The following is a 16278-nucleotide window of genomic DNA, read 5'->3' on the forward strand; positions in this document are numbered from 1 at the left end:
GACCGTGCCTTACTTCTCGGAGTCTTCGGTGCCGGCGGCCACAGGGGCCTCGTTGTCCGGCTGGTTGGTGTTGGTGTTGTACTCGTCGCCGAGCAGACCCGTGTTGCCGTCGTCCGCGAGCGTCTGCAGGTAGGCGTCGTACTCGGACTGGCTGACGACCTTGACGTTGAACAGCATCAGGGAGTGGTACTCGCCGCAGAGCTCGGCGCACTTGCCGGTGAAGGTGCCCTCTTTGTTGGGCGTGAAGTACATGTAGTTGGTCTTGCCGGGGATCGTGTCCTTCTTGTACAGGAAGTCGACGACCCAGAAGGAGTGCGCGACGTCCCGCGACTTGAGCTCGATCTCGACGGACTTGCCGACGGGCAGGTAGAGCACGGGGAGCTGGTCTTCGTCGACCGTTCCGTCCGCCTCCTCCTGGGCCTGGATGCCCTGGTAGTAGGTGCTCTCGTCTTCGTTCTGCTGATCGATGTAGTTGAAGTCCCAGGCCCAGCGCTTGGCGTAGACGTCGATCTTGACGTCGGGGCTCGCGGTCGGCGCCTCGATGGCGGCCTGGTCGCGCGCGGTGAAGGCGAAGAAGCCGAGCACCAGGATGAGCGGGACGACCGTGTAGAAGATCTCGACCGGGAGGTTGTACCGCAGCTGCACGGGGAGGCCGGTCTGGCCCTTGCGGCGGCGGTAGGCGATCGACGCCCAGATGACGAGACCCCACACGATGAACCCGACGATGAGGAGGACGATCCACGACGTGACCCAGAGGCCGATGATGCTGTCGACGTGGTTCGTGGTGCCCGGCTCGGTCGGCAGCCAACCCTGCAGCTGGTCTTGCGTGCAGCCTGCGAGGACGAGGGCCATGACGGCTGCCACGGGAATGGCGGCCCAACGATTACGGCGGTGAGAACGCACTGTTACCTCTCGGATGACGCGACTTCGGGGGGTGCTCCCAGTCTGGACGGGGACTTCCCTAGCCTACTCGCAGGTTGCACCGACCTCAGTACACAGCACGCCGCAATGTTCGACGCCGAACCATTAACCGCCTGTCGGGGACCACCCCTGAGGGCGGCCCCCGACGAGGAGCGGTGACGGGTCGAGCGTCAGTGGAAGCTGTCGCCGCAGGCGCAGCTCCCCTGGGCGTTCGGGTTGTCGATCGTGAAGCCCTGCTTCTGGATGGTGTCCTCGAAGTCGATGGCGGCGCCGTCGAGGTACGGCACGCTCATCTTGTCGACGACGACCTCGACACCGTCGTAGTCGACGGTCGCGTCGTTCTCGAGCAGGCGCTCGTCGAAGTAGAGCTGGTAGATCAGACCGGAGCAGCCACCGGGCTGGACGGCGACACGGAGACGCAGGTCGTCTCGCCCCTCCTGCATCAGGAGGCTCTTGACCTTTCCGGCTGCGGTATCGGTGAGCTTGACGCCGTGGGCGGGCGTCTCGGTCGAAACGGCCGTCTCGACGACGGGGGTCGCGGTGTCGGTCATGGAGCCTCCTTCAAGCGGGTGCGAGTGCTCTGCACTCCTCGTCGACCAGTGTAAGCAGCGGACCCGGGGATTTGTTCCCCCGGGTCGATGATCCGGTCAGCGGATCTCGGCGTCGAGTCGTGCGATGAGGATGGCCTCTGTGAGGATGGCCTTCTGGAGCACCCCGAGATGCTGCGACTCGTTGGGGCTGTGCGCGCGGGTGTCGGGGTCTTCGACGCCGGTCACCAGGATCTCCGCGTGCGGGAAGGTCTTCACGAGGTCGGCGATGAACGGGATCGAGCCTCCGATGCCGGTCTGGACCGGCGCCTCGCCCCAGCCCTCGGTCATCGCCACGGTCACGTCGGCGATCGCCGGCCCGCTCGTGTCGACGAGGAACGGGTCCCCCGTGTCGACGTCGTCGATCGAGACATGCGCACCGAACGGCGGGTCCGTCAGCAGGTGCTCGCGCAGCGCCTCGTAGGCCTCGGCCGCGGGCTGCCCCGGGGCGACGCGCGCGCTGATGCGGACGGACACCTCGGGCGAGAGCGTGTTGGAGGCGTTCGCGACGGTCGGAGCATCGATCCCCGTGACGGTGATCGACGGCTGCGACCACACCCGGCTCAGGAGGGGGCCGTGTCCGATCGTCCGGACGCCCTCGAGAAGGCCGGACTCCTCCCGGAGGGTCTCCTCCGACTGCTCGGGGTGCTGCGCGTCGCGGCTGCGGAGACCGGCGACGGCCACGCCGCCGTCGTCGTCGTGGAGCGAGGCCAGGAGGCGCACCATCGCCATCATGGCGTCCGGGACGACACCGCCGAGCATCCCCGAATGCGAGGCGTGGGCGAGGGTGCGGACCGTGAGTCGGAACGTCACATTGCCCCGGAGCCCCACGGTGATGGCCGGGACGGTGGTGCTCCAGTTGTCGGAGTCGGCCACCACGATCACATCGGCGGCCAACTGGTCGCGGTGCTGCGCGAGGAAGTCCGCGAACGACCTCGAGCCGAACTCCTCCTCGCCCTCGATGAACAGGGCAACGCCCACGCCGAGGTCGTCGCCGACGACCTCGCGGACGGCACGGAGCGCGGCGACGTGGGTCATGACGCCGGCCTTGTCATCGGACGCACCGCGACCGTAGAGGCGGTCGCCCTTCAGCGTGGGCTCGAAGGGCGGAGTGTCCCAGTGCGCGTCGTCCCCCTGGGGTTGGACGTCGTGGTGCGCGTACAGCAGGACGGTCTTCTTGCCGTCGCGCGCCTCCCGACGGGCCAGGACGGCAGGCTGACCGGTCGCGCCGGTGTCGCCGATCGGAGCCCGGCTGACCGTCACCTCGTCGAAGAGGCCCGTCTCGCGGACCAGCTGGGCGACGGCCTCGGCGCTCTCCGCGACGTGGGCGGGGTCGAAGGCGTCCCACGAGACGGAGGGGATGCGCACGAGCGACGAGAGATCGGCGATCGTCGATGGGAGCCCGGCGTGCACGGCCTCCGCGAGTTCGCTGACAGTACGAGGGTCGGTCGGTCGGACGGGGTGCTGCGAGTCGGTCATGCAGGTAATCTTAGGAACTCGTTCAACCCCGAGGAATATCCGTGGCCAAGGCAGAAGACAAGACCGACTCGTCGACGCAGGTCGTCGACCCCGAATCGACGACGATCGGCAAGGGTCGCCCGACGCCGACCAGGCGCGAGCGCGAGGAGGCGAACCGACGTCCTCTGGTCGCCACCGGCAAGGAGGCGCAGAAGGCCCAGCGGGCCCGCCTCGCCGAGGTACGCGAGCGGCAGCGTGTGGGTATGGCCAACGGCGAGGAGAAGTTCCTCCCCGAACGCGACAAGGGCCCGCAGCGCAAGTTCATCCGCGACTACGTCGACGCGCGGTACAGCGTCGGCGAGGCGATGATCCCGATCATGGTGCTCGTCATCGTGATGAGCATCATCCAGGTGGCCGCCATCCAGATGATCACCCTCTTCGTCCTCTGGGGCTTCTTCATCGTCGCCGTGATCGACTGCCTCGTGGTGGGTCGCCTGGTCACGTCGAAGCTCACCGAGAAGTACGGTGCCGGCAACGTCCAGCGGGGCAACAAGTGGTACGCCGCCATGCGGGCCATGCAGATGAAGCCCATGCGCATGCCGAAGCCGCAGATCAAGCGCGGTCAGTACCCGACGGTCTGACGCCTCTCCGACTCCACGACGCCGCCCCTCCTCCCGATGAGAATCGAGAGGAGGGGCGGCGTCGTCGTGCGGGGCCGTGACGGCCGATCAGGCGACCGACGGTCCGATCACGCCCACGTCAACGACGGGAGCGGAGCCTGCGGAGGCCCCGGTTGATCTGACGGGCCCAGAGCGGACCCCGGTAGAGGAACGCGGTGTACCCCTGGACCAGAGTCGCACCGGCGCGCAGCCGTTCGTCGACGTCGGCGGCGGAGGTGACTCCCCCGACGGAGATGATGCAGGTGCCCTCGGGCACGGCGTCGACGAGCAGTCGCAGCACCTCGAGCGAACGTGCCGCCAGGGGCGCACCGGAGAGCCCCCCGGCACCGGCCGCCTCGACCACGCTCGCGTCGGTCTCGAGCCCCTCGCGCGACAGCGTCGTGTTCGTGGCGATCACCCCCGCCAGCCCCAGGTCGCCGACGAGTCGGCCGATCGTGCGGATGCCCTCGTCGTCGAGGTCGGGCGCGATCTTCACCAGGACGGGAGTCGACCCTGCTGCCTCGGCGACCGCGCTGAGCAGCGGGCCCAGTCGATCCAGCTCTTGGAGCCCCCGGAGGCCCGGCGTGTTGGGCGAGCTGACGTTGACCGCCAGGTAGTCCGCCAACGGCGCGAGGAGCCTCGTGCTGACCAGGTAGTCGTCGACCGCGTCGTCCACGTCGACGACACGGCTCTTGCCGATGTTCACCCCGACGACCGGACGGCGGGAGGCGCTCCGTGCCTTGGCGAGCTCCGTCGCGGCCTGCTGCGCGCCTCCGTTGTTGAACCCCATGCGGTTGACGACCGCCAGGTCGGGGACGAGCCGGAAGAGCCGAGGGCGCTCGTTGCCGGGTTGCGGCCGGGCGGTGATGGTGCCGACCTCGACGTGCCCGAAGCCGAGCGCTCCGAGCCCGGCGATGCCTCGGGCGTCTTTGTCGAAGCCCGCCGCGACGCCGAACGGGGAGTCGAAGCGGAGACCCAGCGCCGAGACGGCCAGCGACGGGTGCGGCGCGGTGAACCGCCTCGCGAGCGGCGCGAGTCCGACCCGGGGGACGGCGCGGATGACCCGGAACGCCAGGTGGTGCGCGTCTTCGGGGTCGAGCTTCGACAGGACGAGATCGAACAGGAGCCGGTACGGGGTCGTCATTCGTCGACCGATCGGGTCGTGCGGGGCCGCCCGGCGTGCTCTTCGCGCAGCGTCGCGATGGAGGCCTCGAAGTCGTCGAGCGAGTCGAACGCCTGGTAGACGCTGGCGAACCGCAGGTAGGCCACCTCGTCGAGTTCTCGCAGCGGGGGCAGGATCGCCAGGCCGATGTCGTTGGCTTCGATCTGCGACGTGCCGCTGGCGCGGACGGCCTCCTCGACCCGCTGGGCCAGGACGGCCAGGTCGCCGTCGGTCACGGGTCGACCCTGGCAGGCCTTGCGCACGCCGGAGATGATCTTCTCGCGGCTGAACGGCTCGAGCACCCCGTTGCGCTTCACGACGTTGAGGCTGGCCGTCTCGGTCGTGCTGAAACGCCGACTGCAGTGCGGGCACTGGCGGCGTCGCCGGATGGACGTGCCGTCGTCGCTGGTGCGCGAGTCGACGACGCGGGAATCGGGATGACGGCAGAAGGGACAGAACATGGTGCCCTCAGCGTACTGGGAGCAGGGGCCTCCCCTGTCGAGGGGAGGAACCGGCGGCGCGGGTCAGGGGCGTCGGATGCGCGCCGCCACGGCCTCGCCGTGCGCGGGCAGGAGCTCGGCGCGCGACAGGGCGACGAGGCGGTCGGCGACGACGGCCAGGGCCGACTCGTCGTAGCGGACGATCTGCTGCGGACGCAGGAACGTGTAGGCGCCGAGACCCGACGAGAAGCGCGCCTGGCCGCCGGTCGGGAGGACATGGTTCGAGCCCGCCAGGTAGTCGCCCAGGCTGACCGGCGTGCTGCTCCCGACGAAGACGGCGCCGGCGCTCGTGATCGAACGCAGCACGGCCTCGTCGTCGCGGGTCTGGATCTCGAGGTGCTCCGGGCCGTAGGCGTTGCTGAACGCGACGGCGGCCGTCATGTCGTCGACGATGACGAGGGCCGACTGCCGCCCGGCGAGGGCCACCCGGACCCTCTCGGCGCTCATCGTCAGGGGCACCAGGCGCTCGAGCTCGCGTCGCACCTCGTCGACGAGGTCGGCGGAGTCGGTGACGAGGACGGCGGCGGCCTCCTCGTCGTGCTCGGCCTGGCTGATGAGGTCGACGGCGACGAGCACCGGATCGGCCGAGCCGTCGGCGATGACGAGGATCTCGGTGGCGCCGGCGACGGCGTCGATCCCGACGTGGCCGCGGACGATCTGCTTGGCCGCCGCGACGAAGTTGTTGCCCGGCCCGGTGATGACCTGGACCGGCTCGAGGCCGATCTCGGGAACGCCGTAGGCCAACGCGCCGATCGACCCCGCCCCGCCCATGGCGTAGACCTCGTCGACGCCGAGCAGCCCTGCGGCGCCGAGGATGACCGGGTGGACCCCGCCGCCGAACTCGCGCTGGGCGGGACTCACCACCGCGATCGACTCGACGCCCGCGACCTGGGCCGGCACGACGTTCATGACGACGCTCGAGGGGTAGACGGCCTTGCCGCCGGGCACGTACACGCCGGCGCGGGTCACGGGCTGCCAGCGCTGCTCGATGACGGCGCCGTCGGCGGGCCGGGTCACCGTGCCCGCCGGGATCTGCGCCCGACTGCCCTCGGTGACGCGGGCGATGGACTCCTCGAGCGCCTCGCGCACGAGCGGATCGAGCCCCGCGACGGCGGCGGCGATCTCGTCGGCCGACACCCGGAACGTCTCGGTGCGGACGCCGTCGAAGCGCTCGGCCTGATCGCGCAGCGCGTCGGCGCCCCGTTCTCGGACATCGGCGACGAGGCGCGCCGCGGCCTCCGAGGCGGTGCTGACGTCCGCCCGCGCACGGGGTACGAGGTCGAGGAGGTCGGCGTGGGTAGGGTGTGTTCCGCGGAGGTCTGTGGTCTGGATCATGACCGCCCCAGCCTAGTCATGGTGCCGCCTCGAGGTCCTGAGGGCACCGCCGGAGACGACGCTCGAAGCCGAGGAGGCGCACCCCTGTCATGACGGAGCCCCAGCAGGCGGACCCCCGCCCCGCCCAATCGCCGGGCGAGGACGTCCTCGCCTTCCGCGAGGCCTTCCGCCGCCACGCCGCCGGGGTCGCCATCGTGACGACCCGCGCGTCCGACGGGAGCCCGGTGGGTTTCACCGCCACCTCCCTGGCCTCTCTGGCCGCGAGTCCCCCGTTGGCGACCTTCAACATGGCCCGCACGGCCAGCTCCTGGCGTGCGGTGTCCGAGGTCGAGGATGTGATCGTGCATCTGCTCGGCGCGCGGAACGAGCAGGCTGCTCGGCGCATGGCGGGGCCGGCGGCGATGCGCTTCGCGGACGACGACGACTGGCTCGTGGGGCCCGGTGGACTCCCACTGATGCGGGGCGTCACGGCCTGGTTCAGCGGTCGCATCGTCGAGCGACTCCCCGTCGAGGGCAACGCCGTCGTCGTGGTCCGTGTCGAAGGCGGCGGAACGGGTCTCGACGACGACGCCCTGCTCTACCACGACCGCCGATACCTCACACCCGGCCGGCCGGTCGACCAGTAGGACCGGGCCACCGGTCGACCGACCGACCGGTGGCCCGGTTCAGACCAGGCAGCCCGGGCCGAGCAGGCTCTTCAGCTCGCCGAACAGGTCGGCCGTGATGTCGACCGGCATGGGGATCTCGAAGGTGCGCGCGTTGTCGCCCTTGAGCAGACGGAGGCGCACCTCCGTGCCCCCGGAGTGGCGCCCGAGCACCGCGGCCAGCTCCGTCACCGTGTCGGTGGTCGCACGGTACTCGGGCATCTGCAGCACGAGGGGCCCGTGGTTGACGCCGGCGCCGAGATCGGGGCTGAACATGCTGACCGCGTGGAGGTTCATGCCGTCGTCGCGGAGGCTGACCCGGCCTTTGAGGACGATGATGGAGTCGCCGACCAGCGTCGGGCCGAACTCCTGATAGGTCTTGCCCAGGAACATCGCGGTGATCTCACCGCCGAAGTCCTCGACGGTGATGATGCCGTACGGGTTGCCGCTGTTGCGCGCGACCCGGTGCTGCACGCTCGTGATCAGCCCCGCGATGGTGACGGTCTCGCCGTCCATCGAGGCGTCGCTCGCCAGAAGATCCGTGACCGTCGTCTGGGCGTGCTTCGCCAAGGGCAGCTCGAGCCCGGCCAACGGGTGGTCCGACACGTAGAGACCCAGCATGTCGCGCTCGAAGGCGAGCTTGTCGCGCTTCGACCACTCCGGTCGCTCGGGCACCTGCTGCACGTCGGCCGGCTCGTCCCACAGGCTGTCGAAGTCGAAGCCGACCTGGCCGTTCGCCTCGGCGCGCTTCTCGCTGACCGCCGCCTCGACCGCCGACTCGTGGACCTCGACCAGCGCCCGTCGAGTCGAGCCCAGGGTGTCGAAGGCTCCGGCCTTGACCAGCGACTCGACCGTGCGCTTGTTGGTGACCGGCAGCGGCACCTTGCGCAGGAAGTCGTGGAACGTCGTGAACGCGCCCTCCTTCTGGCGGGCCGCGATGATGTGGTCGACGACGTTGAACCCCACGTTGCGCACGGCGCCCATGCCGAAGCGGATGTCGTCGCCGACGGCGGCGAAGAACCCGATCGACTCGTTGACGTCCGGTGGCAGCACCTTGATGCCCATCCGTCGGCACTCGTTCAGATAGAGACCGAGCTTGTCGCGCGAGTCGCCGACGCTCGTCAGCAGCGCGGCCATGTACTCGGCGGGGTAGTGCGCCTTCAGATAGGCCGTCCAGTACGAGACGACGCCGTAGGCCGCCGAGTGCGCCTTGTTGAACGCGTAGTCGGAGAACGGCAGCAGGATGTCCCAGATCTTCTGCACGGCCTCCGGCGAGTAGCCGTTGTCGGCCATGCCCTGCGAGAAGCCCGCGAACTGCTTGTCCAGTTCGGACTTCTTCTTCTTGCCCATGGCACGACGGAGGATGTCGGCCTGACCGAGCGAGAAGCCGGCGAGCTTCTGCGCGACGCTCATCACCTGCTCCTGGTAGATGATCAGACCGTAGGTGCCGCCGAGGACCTCGGACAGGGGCTCTTCCAGCTCGGGGTGGATGGCCGTGATCTCTTGCAGCCCGTTCTTGCGGAGGGCGTAGTTCGTGTGCGAGTTCGCACCCATGGGTCCTGGTCGGTACAGCGCGATGACGGCCGAGATGTCCTCGAAGTTGTCGGGCTTCATCAGGCGGAGCAGACCGCGCATCGGCCCGCCGTCGAGCTGGAAGACGCCCAGGGTGTCGCCCGAGGCCAGGAGCTCGTAAGCGCCGGCGTCGTCGAGCTCGAGGTCTTCGAGCACCAGGTCGAAGTCGCGGTTCGTCTTGATGTTGTCGAGGGCGTCGTTGATGATCGTGAGGTTCCGCAACCCCAGGAAGTCCATCTTGATCAGACCGAGCGACTCGCAGGCGGGGTAGTCGAACTGCGTGACGATCTGGCCGTCCTGCTCGCGCTTCATGATGGGGATGATGTCGAGCAGCGGATCGCTCGACATGATGACACCGGCGGCGTGGACGCCCCACTGCCGCTTCAGGCCCTCGAGTCCGAGTGCCGTGTCGAAGACCGTGCGCGCCTCCGGATCGGACTCCACGACCGCACGGATGTCGCCCGCTTCTTTGTACCGGTCGTGCTGCTTGTCGAAGATGCCGGTGAGCGGGATGTCCTTGCCCATGATGGCCGGAGGCATGGCCTTCGTGAGCTTCTCGCCCATCCCGAACGGGAATCCCAGCACCCGCGAGCTGTCTTTCAGCGCCTGCTTGGCCTTGATGGTGCCGTACGTGACGATCTGCGCCACCCGCTCGTCGCCGTACTTCTCGGTGACGTACTGGATGACCTCGCCCCGGCGACGGTCGTCGAAGTCGACGTCGAAGTCGGGCATCGAGACGCGGTCGGGGTTGAGGAACCGCTCGAAGATGAGGCCGTGCCGCAGCGGGTCGAGGTCGGTGATGCGCATGGCGTAGGCCGCCATCGAACCGGCGCCCGAGCCTCGACCCGGCCCGACGCGGATGCCGTTCTCCTTCGACCAGTTGATGAAGTCGGCGACGACGAGGAAGTACCCGGGGAACCCCATGCCGGCGATGACGCCGATCTCGTACTCCGCCTGCTTGCGGACGTCGTCGGGGATCCCGTTCGGGTAGCGGTAGACGAGGCCCTTCTCGACCTCTTTGATGAACCAGGTCTCTTCCGTCTCACCCTCGGGCACGGGGTAACGCGGCATGTAGTTCGCGGAGGTGTTGAACTGCACGTCGCATCGCTCGGCGATGAGCAGCGTGTTGTCGCAGGCCTCGGGGTGGTCGCGGAACAGGTGACGCATCTGCTGGGCGGTCTTGAGGTAGAACTCGTCGGCGTCGAACTTGAAGCGGTTCGGGTCGTTCAGCGTCGAGCCGGACTGCACGCACAGCAACGCCGCATGACTCGTCGCATCGTGCTCGTGGGTGTAGTGCAGGTCGTTCGTCGCCACGAGGGGCAGATCGAGGTCTTTCGCCAGTCTGAGCAGATCGCCCATGATCCGCCGCTCGATGCCGAGACCGTGATCCATGATCTCGGCGAAGTAGTTCTCACGCCCGAAGATGTCGCGGAAGTCGGAGGCGGCCTTGACGGCCTCGTCGTACTGACCCAGTCGAAGGCGGGTCTGCACCTCGCCGCTCGGGCAGCCCGTGGTGGCGATCAGCCCCTTGCCGTACTGGGACAGCAGCTCGCGGTCCATGCGGGGCTTGAAGTAGTACCCCTCGAGCGATGCCCTCGACGACAGCCGGAAGAGGTTGTGCATGCCCCCGGTGTTCTCGGCCAGCAGGGTCATGTGCGTGTACGCGCCGGCGCCCGAGACGTCGTCACGACCGCCGTCGCCCCAGCGCACCCGCGTCTTGTCGCTGCGGTGCGTGCCGGGTGTGATGTAGGCCTCGGTGCCGATGATCGGCTTCACGCCGGCGTCGGTCGCGGACTTCCAGAATTCGAAGGCGCCGAACACGTTGCCGTGGTCGGTGACCGCAACGGCGGGCATGCCCTGCGCGGCGGCCTCCGTGACCAGCGGTGTGACCCTCGCGGCACCGTCGAGCATCGAGTACTCGCTGTGGACGTGCAGGTGGACGAATGAGTCGTTGCTCGAGGCCAAGAGGCTCCCCGTCTGATGGTGGATCTGACTGCTGGAGGAACAGCCTAACTCTCACCGAGGACATCGAGCGCGTGTCGAAGATCGGCGGGATGGTCGGACCGGTAGACGACCTGCTCGCCCGTGCCCGGGTGCCGGAATCCGAGACTCACGGCGTGCAGCCACTGCCGGGTCAGCCCGAGCTTGGCGGACAGCGTCGGGTCGGCCCCGTACGTCGTGTCGCCCACGCAGGGGTGGCGCTGCGCCGACATGTGCACGCGGATCTGGTGCGTCCGCCCGGTCTCGAGATGGATCTCGAGCAGGGAGGCCGAGGGGAAGGCCTCGACGGTCTCGTAGTGCGTGACGGAGGGCTTCCCGTCGACGACGACGGCGAACTTCCAGTCCGACGACGGATGACGGCCGATCGGAGCGTCGATCGTCCCGGTCAGGGGATCGGGGTGCCCCTGCACGACGGCGTTGTAGATCTTGTCGACCGTCCGCTCGCGGAAGGCCTGCTTCAGCACGGTGTAGGCGCGCTCCGTCTTGGCTACCACCATGAGACCGCTGGTGCCCACGTCGAGTCGGTGGACGATCCCCGCCCGTTCGGCGGCGCCCGAGGTCGCGATGGCGAAACCCGCGGCCACGAGACCGCCGAGCACGGTCGGACCCGTCCAGCCGACGGACGGATGGGCGGCGACCCCCACGGGCTTGTCGACCACGACGATCTCGTCGTCGTCGTGGACGATGCCCATGCCGGGCACGTCCAGCGCGACGATCGAGGGGCCTTCTCTCGGGGTCCACTCGACCTCGAGCCATGAGCCCGCCTCGAGCCGGTCGGACTTGCCGACCGTTCGGGAGTCGACGGTCACGCCTCCGGCGCTCACGACCTCGACGGCGAACGTCCGGCTGAAGCCGAGCAGCTTGGCCAGGGCCGCATCGACCCTCTCGCCTGCCAGACCGTCGGGCACGGGCAGCGAACGGTACTCGCTCACGAGCGGTCCACCGGGGCGTCGACAGGAGGCGCGGTGCCGGTCGACGCGGCGTCCTCCGCCTCGCGGTCGAGCTCGCGCTGCCTCTTCTTCGAGAGCACACGGGTGCCGTCGAGGTTGACCCCGACGAGGGTCAGCAGCAGCAGCAGGCCCATGCTCGACACGATGAAGATGTCGGCGACGTTGAAGATGGCCGGCAGGAGGTCCGGGAAGTACAGGAAGTCGATCACGTGCCCCATGCCGAACGACGGTTCGCGGAAGAGACGGTCGGTGAGGTTGCCGAGCGTGCCGCCGAGGAGCATGCCGAGCATGACGGCCCAGGCGCTCGAGCGGATGCGACGGGCGAAGACGATGATCGCCACGACGACCGCCGCGGCGGCGAGGGAGAAGATCCAGGTGGAACCGCTGGCGAGAGAGAACGCCGCGCCCGGGTTCTTGACGAAGTGGAGCTGGAAGAAGGTGCCGACGACGTCGATGGTGCTGCCCTCGGTCATCGTCGTGGTCACGAGGTGCTTGGTGAGCTGGTCTGCCGCGTAGACGCAGACAGCGACGAAGGCCAGCGCCGCCAGGAGGCGGACGCTGACCTTCGTCGAGGGGGTGTCGGGTGCCAAGACCTTAGTTGGACCCGAAGCCCTGCGCGCTGGCGGGGGCGACCGGCTGGTTCTCGCCGGTCGACTCTCCGTCGAGCTCGCGCAGCTGACCCTCGATGTAGCTCTTGAGCTTCTGACGGTAGTCGCGCTCGAACGTGCGGAGGTCGTCGATCCGACGCTCGAGTCCCGTGCGCTCGGTGGCGAGCTTCTCGAGGGTCTCGCGCTTCTCGGCCTCGGCTGTCTGGACGACGTCGCGGGCTCGGGTCTCGGCGTCGGAGACGAGCTCGCGCTTCTTGGCCTCGCCCTCGGCAACGACGCGTGCCGCGGTGGAGTGACCCTCGGCGATCAGCGCGTCGCGCTTCTCGACGCCCTCGCGGACGTGCTCTTCGTGCAGGCGGCGAGCCAGCTGCAGGAGGTTGTTGGTGCTCTCGGTCTCGTCGGCCGACGGACCGACGTAGGCCGGCGCGGCGGGTGCGACGACCGCGGCGACGGCGGGCTCGGGGGCCGGTGCGGGCTCGGGTGCGGGGACCGAGGCCGGAGTCGGCGCGACAGGCGCTGCGACGGCGGAGACCGGAGCAGGCGCCTGGCCCTCGTCGTCGCGGGACTCGCCCGAGTCGAGACGCTGACGCAGCTCGTCGTTCTCCTGGTTGAGGCGACGAAGTTCTGCGACCACCTCGTCGAGGAAGTCGTCGACCTCGTCTTGGTCGTAGCCCTCGCGGAACTTCGTCGGCTGGAACCGCTTGTTGACTACGTCTTCAGGCGTCAAAGCCATTGCCGTCACCTCGTGAATCTCGTGGATCGATTGATCGTGGTCTCAGTCGATCGTGGTCTGTACCGGTCGCCGTGTGGCGTGACCGACGTATGGGTCGTGCTGTCGCATGGGTCGTGCTGTGGTGCCGCGAGACGCCGGGACGGAGTCTCGGAGCCGGTCGGGGCACCCGACGTTCATGTATACCGTAGCGAACATCAGAGATGCGGGTGCAGCGACGCGGCGTGCCGCCGTCAGCGGAGGTAGGACGTCACGCTCATGAGGATGATGACGGCGAGCATGATCAGACTCCAGCCGAAGTCCAGGGCGACCGAGCCGAGTCGCACCGGCGGCAGCACCTTCCGCACCGCCCTGATGGGCGGGTCGGTCACGGTGTAGGTCACCTCGGCGAGCACGAGGACCGGGCCGCGAGGTCGCCACCCGCGGCTGAACGACTGAGCCAGGTCGAGGACGAAGCGAGCCCACATCATCAGGAAGAACAGGAGCAGCAGGTAGTAGGCGATCGTGGCGATCAGAGAAACGATCATCGGGGTGTCATCAGCTCACACGAGTCGGCGCGGTCGTACCGCGTTCAGAGAGGACGGCGTGGCGGCGGCGCCTCGACCCGTCAGGACTGGGCGAAGAAGGACGCCTCGATGTCGGACTCTACCTCAGCCTGCTCGCCGCTGACGGCGATGTGCGCGGGCGAGAGCAGGAACACCTTGTTGGTGACGCGCTCGATCTTGCCGTACAGCCCCTGCGAGAGGCCACTCGCGAAGTCGACGAGACGACGGGCGTCGGCCTCGGTCATCTGCGAGAGGTTGATGATGACGGGGATCCCGTCGCGGAAGCTCTCGGCGATGGCCTGGGCGTCCTTGTACTCGCGCGGGTGGACCGTGAGGATCTCGTTCATGTCGTGAGGCACCGTGTTCTTCGTCGTGGTGGTGGTCGAGGCGCGACGCAGGGGCGTCACGGGAGCGCGAGGTGCGGTGGGAGCCGGTGCGGCCACCGGGGCGACCGGAGCCACGGGCGACGTCGCCGCGGCGGAGGGCTGGCGGGCGGGCTGCGTCGGAGCGGCAGCGGCGGGCGTCTGCTCGTCGTACTCGAGTTCTTCGTCGGCGAGGCCCAGGTAGACCATCGTCTTGCGCAGCGGGTTGGCCATGTGTTTCCTCCGGATCGTGGACGTCTCCCCCGACATTAACGAGCAGGCGGCCGCATTCCCGTGATTGCCGTGCCGATTCGTAGGTGTGTCGCGCCTTCCGCGACGGCCTGGGCGAAGTCGCCGGACATCCCCGCCGAGATGTCGCCGGCCTCGGGCGCGATCGAACGCACCCGGTCGGAGATGTCCCGGAGGCGCGCGAAGGCCGGTCGCGCCGGCTCGTCGAGCGGGGCCACGGCCATGACGCCGCGCAGCCGCAGGCCGGGCGTCGACACGATGCGTTCGGCCAGAGCCTCGACGTCGGCGGGTGCGACACCGCCGCGACCCGGATCGTCGGTGAGGTTGACCTGGACGAACCCGTCGACGAGTGCGCCGTCGTCGGCGGCCAGCGCGTCGACGACGCTCGCCCGGTCGAGCGAGTGGACCGCCGCGGCGTACCGACGGGCCTGACGCGCCTTCTTGGACTGCAGCTGCCCGACGAAGTGCCAGCGGAGACCCTCGAGACCGGAGAGGTCCGCCGCCTTGACCTGCGCCTCCTGGTGGCGGTTCTCACCGACGTCTCGGACCCCGAGGTCGTAGAGCCTCCAGACGAGCTCCGCCGGGTGGAACTTCGTGACGACGATCGTCGTGACCTCGTCGGGCCGACGACCGGCGGCCCGGACGGCATCGCCGACGTCGGCGGCGACCCGGGCGAGGCGAGCCTCGAGGTCACCGCCGACGGCGGGTTCGACCGACACCCCTACTTGAGGAAGTCGGGCACGTCCAGGTCGTCGTCTCCGTCGTCGAAGACGGGGTCGGCGGCCTGGGTGGACGCGGTGTCGTCGGGGCGCTTCCAGGACGGCGTGTCGTGCGTCGCACCGCTGTCGGCGATGGCGGAGACGCCGGGGACGGACGCCGACGCGGGAGCCTCGGACTCGACGAAGCTCGAGCGGCGCTCCTTCGTCTTGGTGGAGGGCTCTCCGCCGTCGAAGCCCGCGGCGATGACCGTGACCCGGACCTCGTCGCCCAGGGTGTCGTCGATGACGGCGCCGAAGATGATGTTGGCCTCGGCGTGCACGGCCTCCTGGACCAGGCGGGCCGCGTCGTTGATCTCGAAGATTCCGAGGTTCGAACCGCCCTGGATGGAGAGCAGCACGCCGTGGGCGCCGTCGATGCTCGCCTCGAGCAGAGGCGACGCGACGGCCAGCTCGGCCGCCTTGATCGCCCGGTCGGCACCGCGCGACGAGCCGATGCCCATCAGCGCCGAGCCGGCTCCCTGCATGACCGACTTGACGTCGGCGAAGTCGAGGTTGATCAGACCGGGGGTCGTGATGAGGTCGGTGATGCCCTGGACGCCGGCGAGCAGCACCTGGTCGGCCGTGCCGAACGCCTCGACCATGCTGATGCCGCGTTCGCTGATCTCGAGCAGACGGTCGTTGGGGACGACGATGAGGGTGTCGACCTCGTCCTTCAGCGCGGCGACCCCGGCCTCGGCCTGCGCCTGGCGGCGCTTGCCCTCGAAGCCGAAGGGCTTCGTGACGACGCCGATGGTGAGTGCGCCGATCGACTTCGCGATGCGCGCGACGACCGGGGCGCCGCCCGTGCCGGTGCCGCCACCCTCACCCGCCGTGACGAAGACCATGTCGGCGCCTGCGAGGGCCTCTTCGATCTCTTCCGCGTGGTCCTCCGCCGCGCGGCGACCCACCTCGGGGTCGGCGCCCGCACCGAGACCGCGGGTCAGCTCGCGTCCGACGTCGAGCTTCACGTCGGCGTCGCTGAGCAGGAGCGCCTGGGCGTCGGTGTTGATCGCGATGAACTCGACTCCGCGGAGCCCGAGTTCGATCATGCGGTTGACGGCGTTGACGCCACCGCCGCCGACACCGACGACCTTGATCACGGCTAGGTAGTTATGGTTCGTTGTCACGTCCGGGCCTCCGCTGAAACCTTAACTCGTAAGTTGAAGGTTAAGGTTGTACATGGTATGCAAGTTATGCAGTCACAAGGTATGTGCCGCGACCGGGACCCGACAACATC

At 68.9% G+C, this 16278-nt stretch carries 16 protein-coding genes; 2 read left to right on the forward strand and 14 right to left on the reverse strand.

Translation table 11 applies throughout. From position 1 onward, the window contains the following. Window positions 1-9: 9 nt before the first annotated feature. From coxB to SOM11_RS03920, 3 genes are all read right to left on the reverse strand, one after another. A complete protein-coding gene (coxB, locus tag SOM11_RS03910; protein ID WP_320477229.1) occupies window positions 10-852 on the reverse strand; it encodes a cytochrome c oxidase subunit II in 843 nt (280 codons plus the stop codon). 239 nt (window positions 853-1091) lie between these two features. After that, window positions 1092-1472: an iron-sulfur cluster insertion protein ErpA gene (gene erpA / locus SOM11_RS03915; protein ID WP_192060430.1), complete on the reverse strand. Its 381-nt coding sequence runs from the start codon at window positions 1470-1472 to the stop codon at window positions 1092-1094. A gap of 96 nt (window positions 1473-1568) precedes the next feature. Further along, entirely contained in the window at window positions 1569-2987 is a 1419-nt protein-coding gene (locus SOM11_RS03920; protein ID WP_192060431.1) for a dipeptidase, read from the reverse strand. Window positions 2988-3028: 41 nt separating this feature from the next. On the opposite strand from SOM11_RS03920, the gene SOM11_RS03925 reads away from it, so the two are divergent. Then, window positions 3029-3607 carry a DUF3043 domain-containing protein gene (locus SOM11_RS03925; RefSeq protein WP_192060432.1) on the forward strand — a complete coding sequence of 193 codons (579 nt, stop codon included), beginning with the start codon at window positions 3029-3031 and terminating at the stop codon, window positions 3605-3607. 118 nt (window positions 3608-3725) lie between these two features. Here SOM11_RS03925 and SOM11_RS03930 read toward each other — a convergent pair whose 3' ends face one another. The 3 genes from SOM11_RS03930 to hisD form a co-directional block, all read right to left on the reverse strand. Next, a complete protein-coding gene (locus SOM11_RS03930) occupies window positions 3726-4769 on the reverse strand; it encodes a quinone-dependent dihydroorotate dehydrogenase (protein WP_192060433.1) in 1044 nt (347 codons plus the stop codon). Next, window positions 4766-5248, reverse strand: coding sequence for a transcriptional regulator NrdR (gene nrdR / locus SOM11_RS03935; protein WP_192060434.1), 483 nt, complete (start codon window positions 5246-5248; stop codon window positions 4766-4768). Before nrdR ends, SOM11_RS03930 begins: the two co-directional genes overlap by 4 nt. Window positions 5249-5311: 63 nt before the next feature. Continuing rightward, window positions 5312-6622 (reverse strand): histidinol dehydrogenase, encoded by a 1311-nt coding sequence (gene hisD, locus SOM11_RS03940; RefSeq protein WP_320477230.1) that lies wholly within the window; start codon window positions 6620-6622, stop codon window positions 5312-5314. A gap of 89 nt (window positions 6623-6711) precedes the next feature. Here hisD and SOM11_RS03945 point away from each other — a divergent pair, with 89 nt between their 5' ends. After that, window positions 6712-7248, forward strand: coding sequence for a flavin reductase family protein (locus tag SOM11_RS03945; protein WP_320477231.1), 537 nt, complete (start codon window positions 6712-6714; stop codon window positions 7246-7248). Window positions 7249-7287: 39 nt separating this feature from the next. Here SOM11_RS03945 and dnaE read toward each other — a convergent pair whose 3' ends face one another. From dnaE to ftsZ, 8 genes are all read right to left on the reverse strand, one after another. Continuing rightward, window positions 7288-10749 carry a DNA polymerase III subunit alpha gene (dnaE, locus tag SOM11_RS03950; protein WP_192060601.1) on the reverse strand — a complete coding sequence of 1154 codons (3462 nt, stop codon included), beginning with the start codon at window positions 10747-10749 and terminating at the stop codon, window positions 7288-7290. Between the two features lie 98 nt (window positions 10750-10847). Continuing rightward, a complete protein-coding gene (locus tag SOM11_RS03955) occupies window positions 10848-11771 on the reverse strand; it encodes an RluA family pseudouridine synthase (RefSeq protein ID WP_320477232.1) in 924 nt (307 codons plus the stop codon). Next, the gene (gene lspA, locus SOM11_RS03960; RefSeq protein WP_320477233.1) at window positions 11768-12379 is read right to left on the reverse strand and encodes a signal peptidase II; all 612 of its coding nucleotides are present in this window, start codon (window positions 12377-12379) and stop codon (window positions 11768-11770) included. Before lspA ends, SOM11_RS03955 begins: the two co-directional genes overlap by 4 nt. Before the next feature lie 4 nt (window positions 12380-12383). Continuing rightward, window positions 12384-13130, reverse strand: coding sequence for a DivIVA domain-containing protein (locus tag SOM11_RS03965; protein ID WP_192060438.1), 747 nt, complete (start codon window positions 13128-13130; stop codon window positions 12384-12386). Between the two features lie 230 nt (window positions 13131-13360). Beyond that, window positions 13361-13654, reverse strand: a complete 294-nt coding sequence (locus SOM11_RS03970; RefSeq protein WP_192060439.1) for a YggT family protein — start codon at window positions 13652-13654, stop codon at window positions 13361-13363. 80 nt (window positions 13655-13734) lie between these two features. Then, window positions 13735-14268 carry a cell division protein SepF gene (locus SOM11_RS03975; RefSeq protein WP_192060440.1) on the reverse strand — a complete coding sequence of 178 codons (534 nt, stop codon included), beginning with the start codon at window positions 14266-14268 and terminating at the stop codon, window positions 13735-13737. A 35-nt stretch (window positions 14269-14303) separates the two neighbouring features. Next, on the reverse strand, window positions 14304-15002 hold the full coding sequence (locus tag SOM11_RS03980) for a YggS family pyridoxal phosphate-dependent enzyme (RefSeq protein WP_320477234.1): 699 nt from the start codon (window positions 15000-15002) through the stop codon (window positions 14304-14306). 2 nt (window positions 15003-15004) lie between these two features. After that, window positions 15005-16168: a cell division protein FtsZ gene (gene ftsZ, locus SOM11_RS03985; RefSeq protein ID WP_320477235.1), complete on the reverse strand. Its 1164-nt coding sequence runs from the start codon at window positions 16166-16168 to the stop codon at window positions 15005-15007. Window positions 16169-16278 lie beyond the last annotated feature (110 nt).

Origin of the sequence: Frigoribacterium sp. CFBP9029 (assembly GCF_034045305.1) — a bacterium.
GTDB lineage: Bacteria > Actinomycetota > Actinomycetes > Actinomycetales > Microbacteriaceae > Frigoribacterium.